We start from the raw sequence: 17,676 nt of genomic DNA, 5'->3' as shown, positions 1-17,676 counted from the left end.
TAATACTTTCATTACGAGGGCTGATTAGGAGGCATGAATGGTTAATAGGATAAAAATGATAAGAAACGGAACTGAATGACGAAGCATTATACCATCACCACCCCGATTTATTATGTGAATGATAGCCCGCATATTGGCCATGCCTACACGTCGTTGGCGTGTGATGTGCTGGCGCGGTTTAAGCGCATGGATGGATATGATGTGCATTTTCTTACCGGTACGGATGAACATGGGCAGAAGGTTGCCAAATCCGCCGAAACTGCGGGCGTTGACCCGTTAACATTTTGTGACCGTGTATCGCAAAACTTCCGTGATCTTGGCAAGGCGATGCAATATACGAATGATGATTTTATTCGGACAACCGAACCCCGCCACATCAAGGCATGTCAGGCGCTGTGGGCGGAGCTGATTAAGCGCGGCGAGATTTATCTGGATAAATATGCAGGCTGGTACGCCGTGCGCGATGAAGCATTTTATGCTGCCGATGAATTAAAGGATGGTCCAAATGGCAAAAAAATTGCCCCTTCCGGCGCGGAATGCGAATGGGTGGAAGAACCCAGCTATTTTTTCAAACTATCGGCATGGCAGGACAAGCTGTTGGCGTTTTATGAAAAAAATCCTGATTTCATTTTACCAGTAAGCCGTAGAAATGAAGTGATTAGTTTTGTAAAGGGCGGTTTGCGCGATTTGTCGGTTTCACGCACGACCTTTACATGGGGCATTTCCGTGCCCGGTGATGAAAAGCATATCATGTATGTGTGGCTGGATGCGTTGACGAATTACATTACGGCGCTCGGTTACCCTGATACGAATTCGTCACTTTATAAAAAGCATTGGCCCGCAGACGTGCACATGGTGGGCAAGGATATTTTGCGTTTTCATACCGTGTATTGGCCTGCATTCCTGATGGCTGCCGGTTTAGAGCCGCCAAAGCGGGTGTTCGCCCATGGGTGGTGGACCAATGAAGGGCAGAAAATTTCCAAATCAACCGGTAATGTGATTAACCCGCTGGAACTTACTGCAACCTATGGTTTGGATCAGGTGCGTTATTTCCTGCTGCGCGAAGTGCCGTTTGGTCAAGATGGCGATTATGCCAAGGCCGCGATGATCCAGCGCATCAATTCCGATTTGTCGAACAATTTTGGTAATCTGGCACAGCGTACATTGTCCATAATCAATAAAAATTGCAATGCCGCTGTGCCGAATGCAGGCGCACTTACTGAAGCAGATAAAGCTTTACTGCAACGTGCCTATAATTTGCTGCCGCTATGCCGTGGTCATTTGGATGTGCAGGCGTTTAACAAAGCGCTGGATGAAATCTGGGCAGTGTCGGGCGAGGCCAACCGTTATATTGATGAACAAATGCCGTGGACATTGAAAAAAACCGACCCCCTGCGCATGGAAACGGTTTTATATGTATTGGTTGAAACCATTCGCTGCCTTGCGCTGATTACGTTGCCATTTATGCCATCATCCATGAATAAATTGCTTGACCAATTAGCGGTAAGTGAAGGCCACAGAAATTATACGGAACTGAACGCAAGTCATGCACTAAAAGCTGGAACCCCATTGCCTGCACCGCAAGGTATCTTCCCGCGCTTTGTTGAGGCACCCGCCGCATGAGCCCCAATCCTAACAACTTGGTGTTAATTGACACACATTGCCATCTCGATTTTCCGGAGTTTAAAGAACAGCGTGATGCCGTTGTACAACGCGCACGCGATTCCGGCGTAAAGCGGATGATTACCATCTGCACCCATGCCAGCCGGTTTGAAGGCGTTCGGCAAGTTGCAGAGACATATGATGATGTGTATTGCAGCCTTGGCGTTCATCCGCACCACAGTGGTGAAGAAGGCGAATTGGTGGAAGCCAAATGGCTGGTGGAACAGAGCAAATATAAAAAAGTCGTCGGGCTTGGTGAAACGGGGCTGGATTATTATTACAATAACAGCCCTGTAGAATTGCAAAAAGAAAGCTTTAAACGACATATCCACGCAGCTTTGGAAACCGATTTGCCATTGATAGTGCATACGCGCGATGCAGATGAAGATACTTACCAAATCCTTAAGCGCGAAGGGCAGGGGAGGCTGCGGGGCTTATTGCACTGTTTTAGTTCTGGCGCAAAGCTGGCCGAGCAAGCAGTGGAGATGGGTTTTTATTTGTCTCTCTCGGGTATTGTGACATTCAAAAAATCGCAGGATCTGCGCGACATTGTGAAGAACATTCCGCTGGATAAAATTTTAGTGGAAACGGATGCGCCGTTTTTGGCACCAATGCCGCATCGCGGGCGCACCAATGAACCTGCTTATGTGGTTCATACTGCTGCAACGATTGCCGATGTTAAGGGTGTAAGTTTGGAAGAGCTGGGCCGAATTACAACTGAAAACGCGCTGCGCGTATTTAATTTAATGAGTGCGCCTAATTAAACGTCGGTTGCGTGATTGCTGCTGCACCTGTTGCGACCGCAGGCCATATTTGCGGCGGTTTTGCCTTGGTTTGAACCGCGGCAGGCATTGGCTTTCCACGTGTTTGCGGGCAGCTGCGGTGCAAGGTTGCTACTATCAATTCAGGTGTTACCTCGATATCCATAATCTTGGCAACTTCAATCAATGCAGCATTGCGCCCGCCGATTGTGCGTGCTTCGCGCCCGCATAATTCCTTGGCCGACATGCCATGAATGGAAATATCATTCGCCGTGATGCCATAGGGGTTTGACGCAAGCAGACCTTGGGAAATAGCAGCGCGTTCTTCTGTCACTTCCATAAGTTTTTTATCGGAGACGACTTGTGCATAGAGGAATTTAACAATACGTTCGGCTTGCGCTTTAGAAATCTTGCCGCTGGCATTGCTGACCCGTACGTGGCGTTCATGCACGCGCACTACATCCGTTCCATTGACCATAAAAAAAACCACCAAAGTGTTTCCTTTGGTGGCTGCGGCCAGAACCTCGGTGTCGGTGGCGGAAGTTAGTGTTTCAATCTCCTTGGAGATTTTGTTTCGGAGCTTTGGAACGGGTGGTACGTCGTTGTTTTCGCTCATAAACATCCTACCAATATATATGATTACAAGGGTAAATTGATGCCAATTACTATGTACCGGTAGTATTTGAAGTCAAGCGAGAATCTGTAAAAGTGCCCCCTATGAAAAGCAATATGACAGTCACCATTTTGGGGTGCGGTTCATCAGGTGGATTGCCGCTTATTGGCAATGACTGGGGAAAGTGCGATCCGAACAATCCCAAAAACCGCCGCACGCGTGCATCTGTGCTAATCGAGCAGGATGATACAACCCTGCTGATTGATACAAGCCCCGATATGCGCGAGCAATTGCTGCGCGAAAATGTGCAAAAGTTGAATGCGGTTTTATATACCCATGCCCATGCCGACCATTGCCATGGCATTGATGATTTGCGTTCGATGAATTGGCGCATGCAAAAGCCAATTGATATTTATGGTGATGCACTAACCATTCAAAAACTGACGTCACGGTTTGATTATATTTTTAATCACCGTGTGGAAGGTGATGCGTATTATAAACCAGCACTTAATCCCCATATTATCGAGGCGGGAAAGCAGCTAACGCTTGGGACAATACCAATCTTGCCCTTCGAACAAGACCATACCTACGTCAAATCACTTGGATTTCGTATGGGTAAATTCGCTTATACGACCGACGCAAAGCGGCTTGATGAGGATGCGTTTAAGGCATTAGAAGGGGTGGATGTATGGGTGGTGGATTGTGTGAGCAAAAACCCGCATCCCACGCATTCGCATTTGCAGCAAACCATCGACTGGGTTGCCCGAGTAAAGCCTAAAATGGCGTATTTAACCCATATGGGGCAGGGGCTGGACTACGCAGCAATCAAGCAGGAATTGCCAAGCCATATCGAACCTGCTTATGATGGTTTAAAAATTAATTTAGCGTGATTTTTTATTTATTTATCCGGAGCAATTATGGCGATCAAACTAATCATATTTGATTGTGATGGTACCATTGTCGATACCAGTATGGTGCATGCGCAAGCATCCAGCATGGCATTGAAAGCGCTGGGCATTGATATCCAACCGCAAGAATTGTTGGATTTGACGGCAGGCATGGATGGACGCACGGCATTCGAATTCTTGCGCACACATCCGCAACATGGCTTTTCGGCAGATGCTGATTTTGCAGCGTTCAAGACACACGCCGATGCCAATTTTTTAAATGCTTTGCACCAGATTCATGCGGATAGTTTGTGCGTTGAAGGGTTCCCAACATTCTTTGATATGGCGGAAAGCCGCAATTGCATTTTTGCTGCTGCATCGAATGGCGCACATCATAATGTAATGGCGTCGCTTGAGCGTGTGGGTTATGCGCAGCGGTTTCACAGCATAGTAGTTGGCGCACAAGTGGCGCGGCCGAAACCAGCACCGGATATGTTGCTTCATATTATTGAACAGGCAGCGCAGCAGGGCATCCGGCCGCATGAAATCGCATTTTTTGGCGATACCATGGCCGATGTGCATGCCGGCAAGGCCGCAGGGCTTACGGTCTATACGGTTATAGGCGCATTTAAAGGCACTGCTGCGGATAAAGCCAATTTAAAGGACGAAATGCATCAACACGGTGCGCACGTGTTTGAAAACTATTTCGATGCATTGTGCATTTTAACGCAGCGTCCAGCGCATCATATTGATATTCACAAACGGAATAGGCCAAAAATTCGACTCGCCAGCTAACGAATTCAGCCTTTTATGAGTATTAATATGGGCATGAAACTATACTGGGCAATTGCCAAGCGGCATTTAGTCTGCATAGGATGAAGTATAGCAATCCCAGTATGTTAGAGGGCGATATTAATGTTGCATATTTTAAGTCGAATTTCGTCAAGCGTGCCCGCCTTATTCCGCAGCAGCGCGCAGGAAATTCAATATAGCCCGGAGGTTTTTGACAGCAAACCAACCAAGAGCGGCACTCTTGTGCGCTTGACCTATGACATGATTTTGGAAATGGAGGTACGCAAACCAGGTTTTATTGCAAAGCTGGTGGATTATGAAGTTGTTGCGCCATACCCAACCGATGGCAGTTTGCATGACGAATTGAAACGTCGTTTTGGTCATACCAATTCGAGGCGCATGGTGTTTGCAATTATGGATGACAAGGATGCCCCCGAAGGCCACATCGCTGAGCCGTTAAGTATTATTTATGGCGCGGTCAGTGGCCGGCTTGCTAGAACGCTGCGTGAAATTATCTCAGGAATTTTTGGCAATCAAAACGGAGATACTGCAAGCACTGTTACGTGCTACAGCGCAATTAATATGGCGCATAAGGATACGGGCCGCCGCAAGGAATTGAGTAAGGGAATTGGCGCGCGCCAAGTTGAAGAAGCCCGCAAAGTCATTAAAGAACATTTTCCTTCAATTATTGAAATGGCAACGCTATCACCGCTTATCGGCTTTGATAAGTGGCTGCAAACGGATGCCACTGAAGCTGATATTGCGGCATTAACAGAAAGTCTGTCTGAAGCCAAAAAACCAATATCGCTGGAAACATTGCGTGCAGCACGGGCAGCTGGTGGAGATGCAATGTCGGAGCCAAAGGTTCTGGAAGCGACCAAGCGCGCAATCGCCGTGTTTATCATGCGTATGAAGCAAGGCCGTGATGGCAAGCCGGGATTTGTCGATAATGCAGCCGGATTACATGTGCCGGTCGGCGCAGATATTGCCGAGATTTTGGTAGATGATCCGAGCGATCCGCGCGTTAGATATTATTATTCGATGAACGACCGGGTTCTGGCGGCCAATGCCAAGCGCTATGAAAAGGACGGCGTGATAACCGTTGCGCCTCAGGTGAGAAAATATCTGTCGAAGGCGATGGCGGCCAAGGTTCAGATTGCCAAGGGAACCATGTTTAGAGGAGCCGATTACCGCGCGGCGGCCAAGATATATATTGGCCTATAATACCTGCCGTTACTTCTTAATTTAACATAATACATATTATACGACTAAGGCATGTAGAAATTTAGTAGTCTTTTCCCATAAGCGTCATATACAACGTTCCCTTTTTTCTAAAAAGCACCGAGGGAACAATGAGAAGAATGGGATTAGTTACGATGAACCAAAGAGAGATACAACGCCTGCGCGTTATTCAAGACCTTATCAGCCAACGAACCACTGTGATGGCTGCCGCCCAACTGTTAAGTATCACGCATCGGCAGATTAGGAATCTGAGAGCTAGATTTGTTGAGCATGGCCCAGCTGGCCTCACCTCCCGCCGCCGTGGCAAACCAAGTAATCGGCGACTACCTGAAACACTGCGGCATCACGCAATCAACATCGTGAAGACTTATTACGCCGACTTCGGTCCTACATTCGCATGCCAAAAACTCCGCGAGCAACACCGCATACATGTCAGCATTGGTACGCTGAGAGCATGGATGATGAGTGAAGGCATCTGGCTCCATAAGATTGAACGAGCCAAGAAAGTGCATCAGCCCCGCTACCGTAGAGAATGTTATGGCGAGCTAGTTCAGGTTGATGGCTCACAGCACTGGTGGTTTGAGGATAGGGCACCCAAATGCACTCTGCTCGTCTTCATCGATGACGCAACGAGCAAATTGATGCATCTGAAGTTTGTGCCAACGGAGAGTGCGTTCGCCTACTTCGAAGCAACGACTGAGTACCTCGAGATGCATGGAAAGCCTGTGGCGTTCTACAGCGATAAACACAGCGTCTTTCGGGTGACAAACAAAAACGCGGTTGGTGGCAATGGGATGACACAATTTGGTCGCGCCCTTCGCGAGTTAAACATTGACATTATCTGCGCGAACACACCACAAGCCAAAGGTCGTGTGGAACGCGCGAACCGAACTCTGCAAGATCGTCTTGTCAAAGAGCTGAGGCTAGCTGGGGTGACTGGCATCGAGGCTGGCAACGCTTTGCTTTCGACATTTATCGTAGACTACAACTCGCGTTTCAGTCGCCTCCCCTTGAATGACAAAAATCTTCATCGACAACTTGAGGCAGATGAAAGTTTGAGAGACATCTTCGTATGGAGGGAAGAGCGTTCAGTGTCGCAAAACCTTACGCTTCAGTTCGACAAAGTCGTATTCATGTTGGAGCCTGGCGAAGTGGCATCAAAACTGGCAGGCAAACGCGTTACCGTTTCGGTCTATCCAAGTGGACGGATTATGATCTCCTATGAAGGGTTGCCTTTGACCTACCAAATTTTTGATAAGGTCAGACAAGTCAACCAAGCAGCGATTGTTGACAACAAGCGTCTCTCTGCGGCCTTGGAACATATTCAGGCGGAGCAAGCGAAGCGTCCTATGTATCGCAGCGAGAAGGCACCACGTTGGAGTTCGGTTACTGTCGCGCCATTTTCTCAGGGAACTCCAATTAGTCAGAAGCGTAAAACTCGCAAACTGGCATCAACCGTCGTCGAACTAAGAAAGAAGCCCCCGATGATGCGTCGACCGTCGGAATCGACACCAATCCTTTCTTACGAAGATGAATTGTGTTTGGCTATTGGCCGGCAGATTCAGGCGGAAAAACGGGCTGAACATGAACACAAGCTTGCAGCGCGGCGCAAGAGCCGAGCTGCTGGATCAGCTGCCAGCGGAGTGATTAAGGGGCGGATATCGTTTGCAAAAACTGCATAATCAAACTCTGCCCTCGGCGATTCCATGAGCCCCTTGAAGTCGGCGAGCCGACCCACTATAAGTGCTAATCAGTTGCGGTATGAATCCTTTTTTCACTGAAGATTGTTATTGCAAGAAATATGCGCTACTGTTTTCCCTTCTACTAGACTTGTTTTGTTCACCTGATGTTGAAAAAGCTAATTCATATCATCATTGTGCTTTGCCTTCTGTGGGCACCTTGTGTGCATGCACTCGAAATGCATGGCAGCGCAAGTGTATCTGATGTCATGGTAATAGCATTGGAAAAAACGGGCGACTGTGCAGATGACAAAGTGGATATCACCCACTCCACGCACAAATGCTGTGGTGATCATTCTTCTTATATTTTCTTCGAAAAAATCCATTTCAGTGGCAGTATATTTTCAACGGCTACTTTTATTTTTAAAGATACATCTAAATCATCTGCCATTGTTGAGCCTGCTTTAGAGCCACCCACAGCTTAACTTGTTCTAATTGTCCTCGATGGAGCACTTTCGGTTTTATGGATTAAGACGAAATTGGCATCCATATAAATTAACAAGTTTTGTGAAGTTATCTCATGCATCTAGCTTATTTATTAGCCCTGTTCTGCGGCATTATTTTTACAGCCCACTCAGCCTTTGCTACGATTGAGGCAGCAGATAACGGTAATATTCCGCTGCTTGCTAAAACGGCTTCTAAAGCTGGTACTGGCTTGACGTTAGAAAAGGTTATAGCGACAGCGCTTACTCAATCGCCGCGCCTACAAGGTGTTCAAAAAAGCACAAATGCAGCACGAAGCGCGCGTGACCAAGCGGGTGCTTGGCCAAATCCTGAAATCGGAGTTGGTGCTGAAAACTTTGCTGGAAGCGGGCCTTATGGCTCCTTCACATCTGCCGAACTGAATTATGGCGTTTCACAGCAGCTGCCCATCACAGGTAAGCTTGATGCTCGTAAAGCTATTGCTGAAGCTGGGGTTAGCCGCGCCACGCTGGATGAAGAGGCTGCAAGGCTTGATGTCATTCGTGATACAACAATCGCATTCATGGCAGTGGTTGCAGCCGAAGAAAGCGTCTATCTTGCAACAGAACAAAAGGAACTTGCCGCAGACGTACTTCAATCGGTAAGCCGCCGCGTTGGTGCCGCTGCTGCTCCCCTTATTCAGCGCAGTCGATCCGAGGTTGAGTATGCAACGGCCATTCTGGCGCTTGATAAAGCTTCGCGTGAACGAGATATTTCACGTCATGCGCTGGCGGCAATAATTGGCCAAGATGTTTTTGAAGCCTCCTTAGCGAAGGAGGTGTTTTATGAAATTGAGAAACCTGCCCCTCTTGCTAACTTGCGTCCCGATGATCCTTTGATTGACCGTTTACGGCAAGACAGCACCCTTGCACAGGCCAGAGCCCGCATTGAGCTGGAGCAAGCCAATGCACTTCCCGATCCACGGGTAAGCGTGGGCGTTAGGGAATTTCAGGCAACCGATGACCGCGCCTTACTGGTTTCTTTGGCCATGCCAATTCCTATCTTTGATTTAAACGGCGGCAATATTGAAAAGGCACGCCAAGAGGCCTTGCGCACGGAGCTTGATAACAAGCAGGCATCGCGCGATCGCACAGCAGAAGTCTCCCGCGCACATGCACGGCTGATGCGTAGTTTTGTCGAGGTCAATACGCTCAAAAACTCAATCCTACCATCTGCTACACAAGCCTTTCGTTTATCAAGGGAAGGTTACACCGCAGGACGATTTCCCTATTTAGAAGTGCTTGACGCACAGCGAAGCCTTTTTCTAGCGCGTCAGCAAAAAATTGATGCCCTTCGGGAATTTCATACCGCCAAGGCTGAGCTGACGCGTCTGATCGCCAAGGCACCTGCCAAACCATCGCAATCAGGAGAGCATCATGCCGAGTAAAACTGTTTTTATCATTCTTGCCGTGCTGGCACTTGTGGGCGGAGGATCTTACCTTGCTCTGAGGCAGCATGTGCCGCGCCTGGACAAGTCCGCATCTGCCTCTGATAGCATCGATACCCATGCACATGATGGTCACGCGCACGAGGATCACGGTGAGGAAAAACCCGCAACCGTCGCTGACACGCATGAGCATGAGAAAAGTGATGCCCACACTGAGGCTAAGTCTCATGATGATTCCGTCAAAATTGATCCAGCCGCCGCTCGTGCACTGCAAATAAACGTCCTCGAAGCCGGCAGCGGCACCATACGCCAAACCATCGATGTTACAGGCCGCATCACGCTCGATCAGACGACGACTGCGCAAGTTAAGGCGCGGTTTCCCGGCATTATTCGCAGTGTCGTCAAGCAACCTAGCGATGTCGTCAAAGCTGGCGACACTCTGGCCACCGTCGAAAGTAACGACAGTTTGCAGGTCTATCCGGTCAAGTCGCCTGTCACCGGCACCGTGCTCACGCGCACAGCCAATATCGGTGAGCTTGCCAATGACAGTGCCCTCTTCGTTGTTGCTGATCTGAGCAGGCTCTGGGTCGAACTCTTTGTGTTTGCCCGCGATGGCGATAAGATCAAAGCTGGCCAGCCCGTTCGTGTCCGCCGCCTTGATGATACCGCCGCAGCCGAAGCCACGCTCACGCTGGTTTTGCCCACAGCCGACCCTTCCAGCCAAACCATCGTCGCCCGCGCCACACTGCCCAACGCCGAGGGCCTATGGCGCGCGGGCATGAGCGTACGGGCGTCGATCGCGCATGCCGAATCGAATGTCACGGTCGCCGTGCAATCGCAGGCGATCCAGCGCGTGGAAGGGGTCGACGTCGTCTTCGTGCAGACGGCGGATGACACTTACCAAGCCCAACCCATCGTCCTCGGCATCAGCGATGGCACATGGACGGAAGTGCGCAGTGGCCTGGCTGCAGGCCAGCGCTACGTTGCATCGAACAGCTTCATTCTTAAAGCCGAGATGGGCAAAGCCGGCGCCGAGCATGACCACTAATCTGAAAGGGCACCCCGCCATTGATTGAACGTATTATATCTTTTTCTTTGCGCTATCGCCTGCTGATCGTTTTGATTGTTGCTGCCATTGCTGCCCTTGGCCTCTTCACACTGCGGTCGCTGCCGATCGATGCCGTCCCCGACATCACCAACAATCAGGTTCAAATCAACACTCTTGCACCGGCGCTCTCGCCAACCGACGTCGAGAAGCTTGTTACTTTTCCGGTCGAGACGGCGCTCGCCGGAATTCCCGGCCTGGAATCAACGCGTTCCATCTCACGCAATGGCTTCAGCCAGGTCACCGCAATCTTCCGCGACGACATCGACATCTATTTTGCGCGCGCTCAAGTCAACGAACGCCTGACGGAAGCTAAGGAAAGTCTCCCAGCCGGTGTCGACCCAAGGCTTGGTGCAATTTCGACGGGCCTTGGCGAAATCTATATGTGGACGGTCGAGTACGAACACCCCGCCGGGAAAGGCGCACAACCCACAGAAAATACACCCGGCTGGCAAGCAGACGGCAGCTATCTCACACCGGAAGGGCAGCGTCTTTCAGATTCTATCGCACAGGCAGCCTATCTCCGCACCGTTCAGGACTGGATCATCCGTCCGCAACTCAAGGGCGTCAAAGGCGTCGCCGGCGTAGATGCGATCGGCGGCTATGTCAAACAGTACCAGGTTCAGCCCGACCCGGCCAAACTGGTTGCCCTCGCGCTCAGCTTCACTGACATCGTCATGGCACTCGAGCGCAACAACCTCAGCATCGGCGCCGGTTATGTAGAGCGTCACGGTGAAGCCTATGTCGTCCGCGCCGATGGCCGCATCGCGGATAAGGCGCAAATTGGCGATGTTGTTGTTGCCACTCGCGGCAGTGTCACAACACGCATTAAGGATCTTGCGACCGTCGCCATCGGCACCGAGCTGCGCACCGGCTCCGCCTCCGAGAACGGCGAGGAAGTGGTCGTCGGTACAGCCCTCATGCTGATTGGAGAAAACAGCCGGACCGTGTCGGAAGCGGTTGACGCCCGCATCACCGAAATTGCGAAAACTCTACCGCCCGGTATTCGCATCAAGACGGTTCTCAATCGCACCAAGTTGGTCGATCGCACCATCGCGACCGTCAAGACCAACCTCACCGAAGGCGCGCTGCTCGTCATCGCGATTCTGTTTGCGCTTCTTGGGAATTTTCGTGCTGCCCTCATCACCGCTCTGGTGATCCCGCTGTCGATGCTGATGACGGCCATTGGCATGGTCCATTGGGGCATCAGCGGCAATCTCATGAGCCTCGGCGCGTTAGATTTCGGACTCATTGTCGATGGCGCCGTGATCATCACCGAGAATTGTCTGCGGCGTCTCGCCCTGCGCCAGCATCATGAACAGCGCCTGCTGACGCTCGAGGAGCGGCTCGATGAAGTCATGTCGGCCAGCAGCGAAATGGTGCGCCCCTCGCTCTTCGGCCAGGGCATCATCATCATGGTCTATCTGCCCCTGCTGGCCTTTACCGGCGTCGAAGGCAAGATGTTCGCGCCCATGGCTCTCACCGTCATCATCGCCCTGGTCGCCGCATTTGTTCTCTCGCTCACCTTTGTGCCAGCGATGCTCGCACTGCTGGTGACAGGAAAAATCGAGGAGAAAGAAAACCAACTAATTAGCAATGCCAAGCATGGCTACGAAAAAGCGCTGTCACACGTGCTTCGAGCGCCGATCCCGTTGTTCATAGCAGCACTCGCGGGTGTCGCGCTCGCGATACTCGTGTTCTCGCGCATGGGCCAGGAGTTCATTCCCACGCTCGATGAGAAGGATATCGCCATGCACGCCATGCGCATTCCCTCGACCTCGCTGTCCCAGTCGCAGGAGCTGCAGTTTGCAGTTGAACGTGCCGTCAGCACAGTACCCGAGGTTTCGTTCGTCTTCTCCAAAACCGGCACTGCGGAGATGGCGGCCGATCCCATGCCCCCCAACGTCTCCGACACCTTCATCATTCTCAAAGATCATGACCAATGGCCCGATACGTCGATGACCAAGGCACAGGTGATCGAGAAGATCGCCGCCGCCGTGGCCGCCGTGCCTGGCAGCAACTACGAGTTCACGCAGCCCATCCAGATGCGCTTCAATGAGCTCATCTCCGGTGTGCGTTCCGATGTCGCTGTTAAAGTCTATGGCGATGACTCGGCGGTGCTCGAAGCAACCGCCGCCAAAATCATGCAAACGCTGAAGTCCGTTGCAGGCGCCGCCGATATCAAGACCGAACAAACCTCGGGCCTGCCAGTTCTCGACATCCAACTCGACCGCACCGCCATTGCTCGTCATGGGCTCAATGCCAGCGATGTGCTCGACGTGATTGCAATCGCCATCGGCGGGCGCGACGCCGGCCTAGTCTTCGAGGGAGATCGGCGCTTCGAGATCGTCGTCCGCCTTCCCGATCGCCTGCGGCAAGACCTTGCCGCACTCGAAAACCTGCCCATCCTGTTGCCCGCTTCCGAAAACACGATTGCCATGGACGGGCATGTCAACGATCGGCCCATCTACGTGCCACTGAAGCAGTTGGCCTCCCCCGTCATCAGTGACGGTCCGAACCAAATCAGCCGTGAGAATGGCAAACGCCGCATCGTCGTCCAGACCAATATCCGTGGCAGAGACATTGGCTCGTTCGTCGCCGAGGCAAAAGCGGCGATTGATCGCCAAGTCACGCTCCCGTCCGGCTACTGGTTGGACTGGGGCGGTCAGTTCAAAAACCTCGAACAGGCCAAGGCACGATTGAGCATCGTCGTGCCGGCGTGCTTTCTCATGATCCTGGTGCTGCTGTTCGCAGCCCTAGGTTCGGCCAAGCAAGCGCTGCTCGTTTTCTCCGGCGTCCCTCTCGCGCTGAGCGGCGGGATATTCACCCTGTGGCTGCGCGATATGCCGTTCTCGATTTCGGCGGCGGTAGGGCTCATTGCCCTCTCGGGTGTTGCCGTCCTCAATGGGCTCGTCATGATCACCCGTATCAATCAGCTGATCGAGGATGGATTAGAGGTGCACCAGGCCATTATCGAAGGCTGTCTTTCGCGGCTTCGTCCGGTGCTGATGACCGCCCTCGTTGCCAGCCTTGGCTTTGTACCGATGGCACTCGCGACCGGCGCTGGCGCAGAGGTGCAAAAGCCTTTGGCCACCGTCGTCATTGGCGGCCTGATCACGGCCACAGTGCTTACCCTGTTTGTATTGCCAGCAGCCTACAAGTGCTTCGGCATGTTTTCACGTAGCAAGGAATGAGGGTCGATGCTTTACAGCTCAGCAGAGACCGATATGCGCGAAGACAAAGCAAAAAACAGAGGATCCAGCCTCGATGCCTATCGGCGTGAGACGCCATGTAGATACGGCACACTACCGCTACGATTCCCTTTAGCTCCGTGTCCTTTGAACGGACCTGATTGAGGACGCATGGCCATACCCAAACTGATCCATCAAACGACGACGTCGCGCGACACACTCACAGAGCCGTTTAAAGCAAATCTTCAAACCATGAAAGATTTGCATCCTGGCTGGACGTTTGCCTTTTACGATGGCGCAGGCCGTCTCGATTTTATCCGCAAGCACTTTGACAAGGAGATGGTGCGAACATATCTTTCTATCAATCCCAAGTATGCCCAGCCCGTGCCGATTTGTTCCGATATTTATTGCTTTATCAATGTGGCGGTGTTTACCTCGACATAAAATCTTCAACGACAATCTGTTTAGATAGTGTTTTGCAAAGCACTGACCAGTATTTGTTATCACACTGGGATAATGCGCGTGGCAGGCCATTTGAAGGATGGGGCATACATGCAGAAACACCGTATCCTGGTGAATTTCAACAATGGCATATTTTCGCCGCACCTCGGCATCCATTTCTGGAACGCGTTATTCGATCCGTTCAGATGAACATACACTGCTATAACGCATCTCTGGATGGTACCGGTAAGCGGGCGGTTCTTCGGGTCACCGGACCGATTGCCTATACTAAAGCAATCCGTCCTTTGCTGGGTCAGGTGAAGTCGCGCCTCGTCAACATTGGCGATCTAGGTCTTGTCTATTCATTCTTCGATCCATCCAATGAAGAATTCCAACGCAGCGGACGATTGGTACATGAGGCTCTTACGCCAAATCACTACCGCAGTCTTTTTGAACCGCTCATTTTAAAATAAATGAAAGTCTGATTGCTTATACCAACGGCCTCGAGGGGCCTTTGGGCTATGTGGGGAGCCCAGGCCCTCTCGGCCAATGCTGAACCTGGTTGGCTAACCCCTTGAACTACCTAAGCCTGTGGAAATCTGTACATGATTCTGGATGGGTAATTTCTACCCCTTCCCAACAAGGCATGTACAGCCTTGTCGGAATGGTCGCACCAACATCCCCTTTGTCATTAGGGCGCCGATACCCATCGACAACACCACTGAGCCAGCAAAGCGGCTTTGCACGCGACGTTACGCGTGTCTAAGTGCCATATAATAAAACTAAATTAGAACAGCTTCAGGATGGCCTGTTGCAGCTGTCCGGAGATGCCAAGCGATGTTATGCCAAGGGAGTTGCGGGCTTGCAATGCCTGCAAATTTGCGCCCTCCTCGTTCGTATCGGCCAAGGTAAGATTATCTGATGCGGTTTGCAGCGTGCTGATCAGGTTGTCGGTGAAGTCCTGCCGTGTTGTGATAACCGTGGTATTATTACCAAAACTGGATGCTGTCGTACGCAGCTTCGTTAACGCCGTAGCAAGCTGCGATACGGCCGTATTGATGTTACTGTCAGAAACAAAGCCCGCAGCCGCTACCGCAACGCTGAGGCCCGCGGTTGTATCAATCGACAAATTGGTGTTGGTGATGGTCAGTTTTGATGTGTTGTCTTCATTAAAATAAACCACAAGGCTAAGCGATGTCTGCCCAATAAGGTTGGTGCCATTGAAGCGCGCATCGTTTACGAGCGAGTTGACCTGGACCAGCAAGTCATTGAACTGAACAGCAAGACCTGAACGCGTCGTTGCATCCGTTGTTTGTAAGGCAGCAGTAGTCAAACCTTGGGCCTGCTGGACAATCTTGGTGATGCCATCAATGGCTACCGCAGCCGCCTTCACGGTTTGTAGCGCATTTGATAAACCGTCTTTCACGTTCGATAAGTCGTTGGCGCGGTTTAGAAAGCCGATGCTGGCAAAATAGGCGGTTGCGCCATCAAGCGCGGAAGCGACGCGTTTGCCCGTTGAAAGACGGTTTTGCGTTTGGTTTAAAAGACCTGCGGTCTGTTGCAGAGATAACAAATTGGCGCGTGCGCCTGCGGTAAGTGAAATATTTGATATCGGCATGTGTGTTAGCTCCATCATGTTCGCAAATGTGTGAATGCGAATGAATCACACTGCTTTGACACTTCAGCGGTAACATACGATGGTAATTATTATCAATATCAAACGACTGGAGAATCAGGATTCTCGAACAGCTAATTTTTAGCACCCTTATTTTTTGCCGTGTTTAGCGTCCTTGGGGTACAGCCAATCCATTTTTTCCTGCTTTAAACGCAAGAATGTCTGGCTATTGGGATTGCGTTTTAGCACATCTTCCAGAACGGCGACGGCTTTATCGCGGTCCCACAGATAATGATAAACGAAGAACAGCCATTCATAAAACCAATCACCTTCATAAATAGACTTATCATAGATGATGTGTGAGTCATTAGATGGCAAAGGGATGCCATTCGCTATCAGCATCATCTTCAATGCTTCTTTATAGCGCGCTGTATAAAAATACACATGTGCAGTGTAGAAAAACGGCTCTCTCCATAATGGATAATAGGCAATTGCTTTGCCCCCTGCTTCCAGTGCTTTATCGTATTTTTTAAGTGCGATGAGCTTGCGCATGTAATGGACCATGGTTTGGGAGTACCAGACTTTATCAATAGGCTCATTACACAGTTCTCTAAACATATACTCATAATAGGCAACGCCTTTATGTGCATCGGATTCCTGCGCGAGGTATGACCAGATGCGCACATTTTCACGGTATTCCTCGGTTTCAACAGCTTTTGACAAGATGCGTAAATTGCGCGTTACGCTTGGTTCATTGGCAACTACTTTGTTATGAATAACTTTGATATCGTTCCTGTGTTCGAACTTAAGTTCGCCCACATATTTCAAACATTCGTGAATCGGAAATTCGAATTTCAGTCCTTTGTTGTTACGGAATATGCGTTCACGCACTTGTGAAAGTGTAATCTGCCCCTCTGCATTACGAGCATAAACATAGGGCAGATAAAGCACGTCCCATTCGATGGGCTTTGCTTTCATATCACAGAGCATTTGTGCTGTATCTTTGGGTATCAAGTCATCGGCATCTAGCCAGATGATGAAGTCGCTGGTGCATTTTTCGAGACCAAAATTGCGCGCTTTCGAAAAATCATCGACCCATACAAAATCGAATATTTTATCAGTGTATTGGCGGGCTATTTCTTTTGTACGGTCGGTTGAGCCAGTATCAACAATGATGATTTCATCAGCGTAAATGCGTGCAGTTTCCATCAGTGTAGGTAAATGAACCTCTTCATTTTTTACAATGACGGCTAGCGATAAGGTATGGTTTTTCTTTTGCATGGCGGAACAATAGATATGTCCCTTAAAGGCTAGCCGTAACTGATTGCGATTATATTAACGCAACCAATACGGGGCCGGATCGCTTTAGTGTCGGCTTTAAAAAACCTATATTTAAGGGACTGTAGCTATTACGCCACCCACCCCCCTACTTCACCTAAACGGTGAAGTCGTTTTTTCTGCCTGGCGCAACGTAGTTAGCGATTGCCTGTCTCACAGGTGTATCGCTTGGTGTGCCTGTAGGTTCATCAGGAACGAACGAAGCAGCATATGACCGGGCACCATAATTTGCTGCTACTTCTCTTACTTCCGAGGGCGTGTTGCTAGGAGTATTGGCACGGCTTGGTGCGGATGAAGGCGCGCTAGAAGGCTCTGATGATGGCGCGCTCGATGGTCCGGATGAAGGCGCGCTAGAAGGCTCTGATGATGGCGCGCTCGATGGTCCGGATGAAGGCGCGCTAGAAGGCTCTGATGAAGGTGCGCTAGAAGGCTCTGATGATG

Annotated in this window: 14 protein-coding genes and 1 pseudogene; 12 read left to right on the top strand and 3 right to left on the bottom strand. The window is 50.5% G+C overall.

Going from position 1 to position 17,676, the window contains the following annotated elements; all coding sequences use genetic code 11:
- Positions 1-75 precede the first annotated feature (75 nt).
- Together metG and SFW65_09370 are read left to right on the top strand one after the other, a co-directional pair.
- Positions 76-1,623, top strand: coding sequence for a methionine--tRNA ligase (metG, locus tag SFW65_09375; GenBank protein MDX1923324.1), 1,548 nt, complete (start codon positions 76-78; stop codon positions 1,621-1,623).
- 20 nt (positions 1,624-1,643) lie between these two features.
- A complete protein-coding gene (locus SFW65_09370) occupies positions 1,644-2,426 on the top strand; it encodes a TatD family hydrolase (protein ID MDX1923323.1) in 783 nt (260 codons plus the stop codon).
- On the opposite strand, the gene SFW65_09365 is transcribed toward SFW65_09370, so the two are convergent.
- The gene (locus SFW65_09365; protein MDX1923322.1) at positions 2,419-3,039 is read right to left on the bottom strand and encodes a hypothetical protein; all 621 of its coding nucleotides are present in this window, start codon (positions 3,037-3,039) and stop codon (positions 2,419-2,421) included. The two genes, SFW65_09370 and SFW65_09365, sit on opposite strands and share 8 nt — an antisense overlap.
- Before the next feature lie 101 nt (positions 3,040-3,140).
- On the opposite strand from SFW65_09365, the gene SFW65_09360 reads away from it, so the two are divergent.
- The 10 genes and pseudogenes from SFW65_09360 (at position 3,141) to SFW65_09315 (ending at position 14,755) form a co-directional block, all read left to right on the top strand.
- Positions 3,141-3,926: an MBL fold metallo-hydrolase gene (locus SFW65_09360; protein ID MDX1923321.1), complete on the top strand. Its 786-nt coding sequence runs from the start codon at positions 3,141-3,143 to the stop codon at positions 3,924-3,926.
- A gap of 27 nt (positions 3,927-3,953) precedes the next feature.
- A complete protein-coding gene (locus tag SFW65_09355) occupies positions 3,954-4,718 on the top strand; it encodes an HAD family phosphatase (GenBank protein ID MDX1923320.1) in 765 nt (254 codons plus the stop codon).
- Positions 4,719-4,838: 120 nt separating this feature from the next.
- Entirely contained in the window at positions 4,839-5,939 is a 1,101-nt protein-coding gene (locus SFW65_09350; GenBank protein ID MDX1923319.1) for a malonyl-CoA decarboxylase family protein, read from the top strand.
- A gap of 137 nt (positions 5,940-6,076) precedes the next feature.
- Positions 6,077-7,330 (top strand): annotated as a pseudogene (locus SFW65_09345) (ISNCY family transposase).
- 473 nt (positions 7,331-7,803) lie between these two features.
- Positions 7,804-8,121 carry a hypothetical protein gene (locus SFW65_09340; GenBank protein MDX1923318.1) on the top strand — a complete coding sequence of 106 codons (318 nt, stop codon included), beginning with the start codon at positions 7,804-7,806 and terminating at the stop codon, positions 8,119-8,121.
- 95 nt (positions 8,122-8,216) lie between these two features.
- Entirely contained in the window at positions 8,217-9,545 is a 1,329-nt protein-coding gene (locus tag SFW65_09335) for a TolC family protein (GenBank protein MDX1923317.1), read from the top strand.
- The gene (locus SFW65_09330) at positions 9,535-10,593 is read left to right on the top strand and encodes an efflux RND transporter periplasmic adaptor subunit (GenBank protein MDX1923316.1); all 1,059 of its coding nucleotides are present in this window, start codon (positions 9,535-9,537) and stop codon (positions 10,591-10,593) included. The genes SFW65_09335 and SFW65_09330 overlap by 11 nt, the downstream gene beginning before the upstream one ends.
- Positions 10,594-10,613: 20 nt before the next feature.
- Positions 10,614-13,844, top strand: coding sequence for a CusA/CzcA family heavy metal efflux RND transporter (locus SFW65_09325; protein MDX1923315.1), 3,231 nt, complete (start codon positions 10,614-10,616; stop codon positions 13,842-13,844).
- A gap of 168 nt (positions 13,845-14,012) precedes the next feature.
- A complete protein-coding gene (locus SFW65_09320) occupies positions 14,013-14,285 on the top strand; it encodes a hypothetical protein (GenBank protein ID MDX1923314.1) in 273 nt (90 codons plus the stop codon).
- A gap of 203 nt (positions 14,286-14,488) precedes the next feature.
- Entirely contained in the window at positions 14,489-14,755 is a 267-nt protein-coding gene (locus SFW65_09315) for a hypothetical protein (protein ID MDX1923313.1), read from the top strand.
- Between the two features lie 314 nt (positions 14,756-15,069).
- On the opposite strand, the gene SFW65_09310 is transcribed toward SFW65_09315, so the two are convergent.
- A complete protein-coding gene (locus tag SFW65_09310; protein MDX1923312.1) occupies positions 15,070-15,900 on the bottom strand; it encodes a flagellin in 831 nt (276 codons plus the stop codon).
- 147 nt (positions 15,901-16,047) lie between these two features.
- Positions 16,048-17,178, bottom strand: coding sequence for a glycosyltransferase (locus SFW65_09305; GenBank protein ID MDX1923311.1), 1,131 nt, complete (start codon positions 17,176-17,178; stop codon positions 16,048-16,050).
- Positions 17,179-17,676: the final 498 nt, after the last annotated feature.

The sequence above is a fragment of the Alphaproteobacteria bacterium genome (genome assembly GCA_033762625.1).
Classification (GTDB): Bacteria; Pseudomonadota; Alphaproteobacteria; order UBA9219; family RGZA01; genus RGZA01.
The sequence above is the reverse complement of the archived record's forward strand: the minus strand, read 5'-3'. Positions and strand labels throughout refer to the sequence as shown.

Coding starts and splice junctions, on each gene's coding strand:
- SFW65_09335 (MDX1923317.1), top strand. CDS start 8,217: ATGCATCTAGCTTATTTATTAGCCCTGTTCTGCGGCATTATTTTTACA.
- SFW65_09320 (MDX1923314.1), top strand. CDS start 14,013: ATGGCCATACCCAAACTGATCCATCAAACGACGACGTCGCGCGACACA.
- SFW65_09350 (MDX1923319.1), top strand. CDS start 4,839: ATGTTGCATATTTTAAGTCGAATTTCGTCAAGCGTGCCCGCCTTATTC.
- SFW65_09305 (MDX1923311.1), bottom strand. CDS start 17,178: ATGCAAAAGAAAAACCATACCTTATCGCTAGCCGTCATTGTAAAAAAT.
- SFW65_09340 (MDX1923318.1), top strand. CDS start 7,804: ATGTTGAAAAAGCTAATTCATATCATCATTGTGCTTTGCCTTCTGTGG.
- SFW65_09360 (MDX1923321.1), top strand. CDS start 3,141: ATGAAAAGCAATATGACAGTCACCATTTTGGGGTGCGGTTCATCAGGT.
- SFW65_09355 (MDX1923320.1), top strand. CDS start 3,954: ATGGCGATCAAACTAATCATATTTGATTGTGATGGTACCATTGTCGAT.
- SFW65_09365 (MDX1923322.1), bottom strand. CDS start 3,039: ATGAGCGAAAACAACGACGTACCACCCGTTCCAAAGCTCCGAAACAAA.
- SFW65_09315 (MDX1923313.1), top strand. CDS start 14,489: ATGAACATACACTGCTATAACGCATCTCTGGATGGTACCGGTAAGCGG.
- metG (MDX1923324.1), top strand. CDS start 76: ATGACGAAGCATTATACCATCACCACCCCGATTTATTATGTGAATGAT.
- SFW65_09330 (MDX1923316.1), top strand. CDS start 9,535: ATGCCGAGTAAAACTGTTTTTATCATTCTTGCCGTGCTGGCACTTGTG.
- SFW65_09310 (MDX1923312.1), bottom strand. CDS start 15,900: ATGCCGATATCAAATATTTCACTTACCGCAGGCGCACGCGCCAATTTG.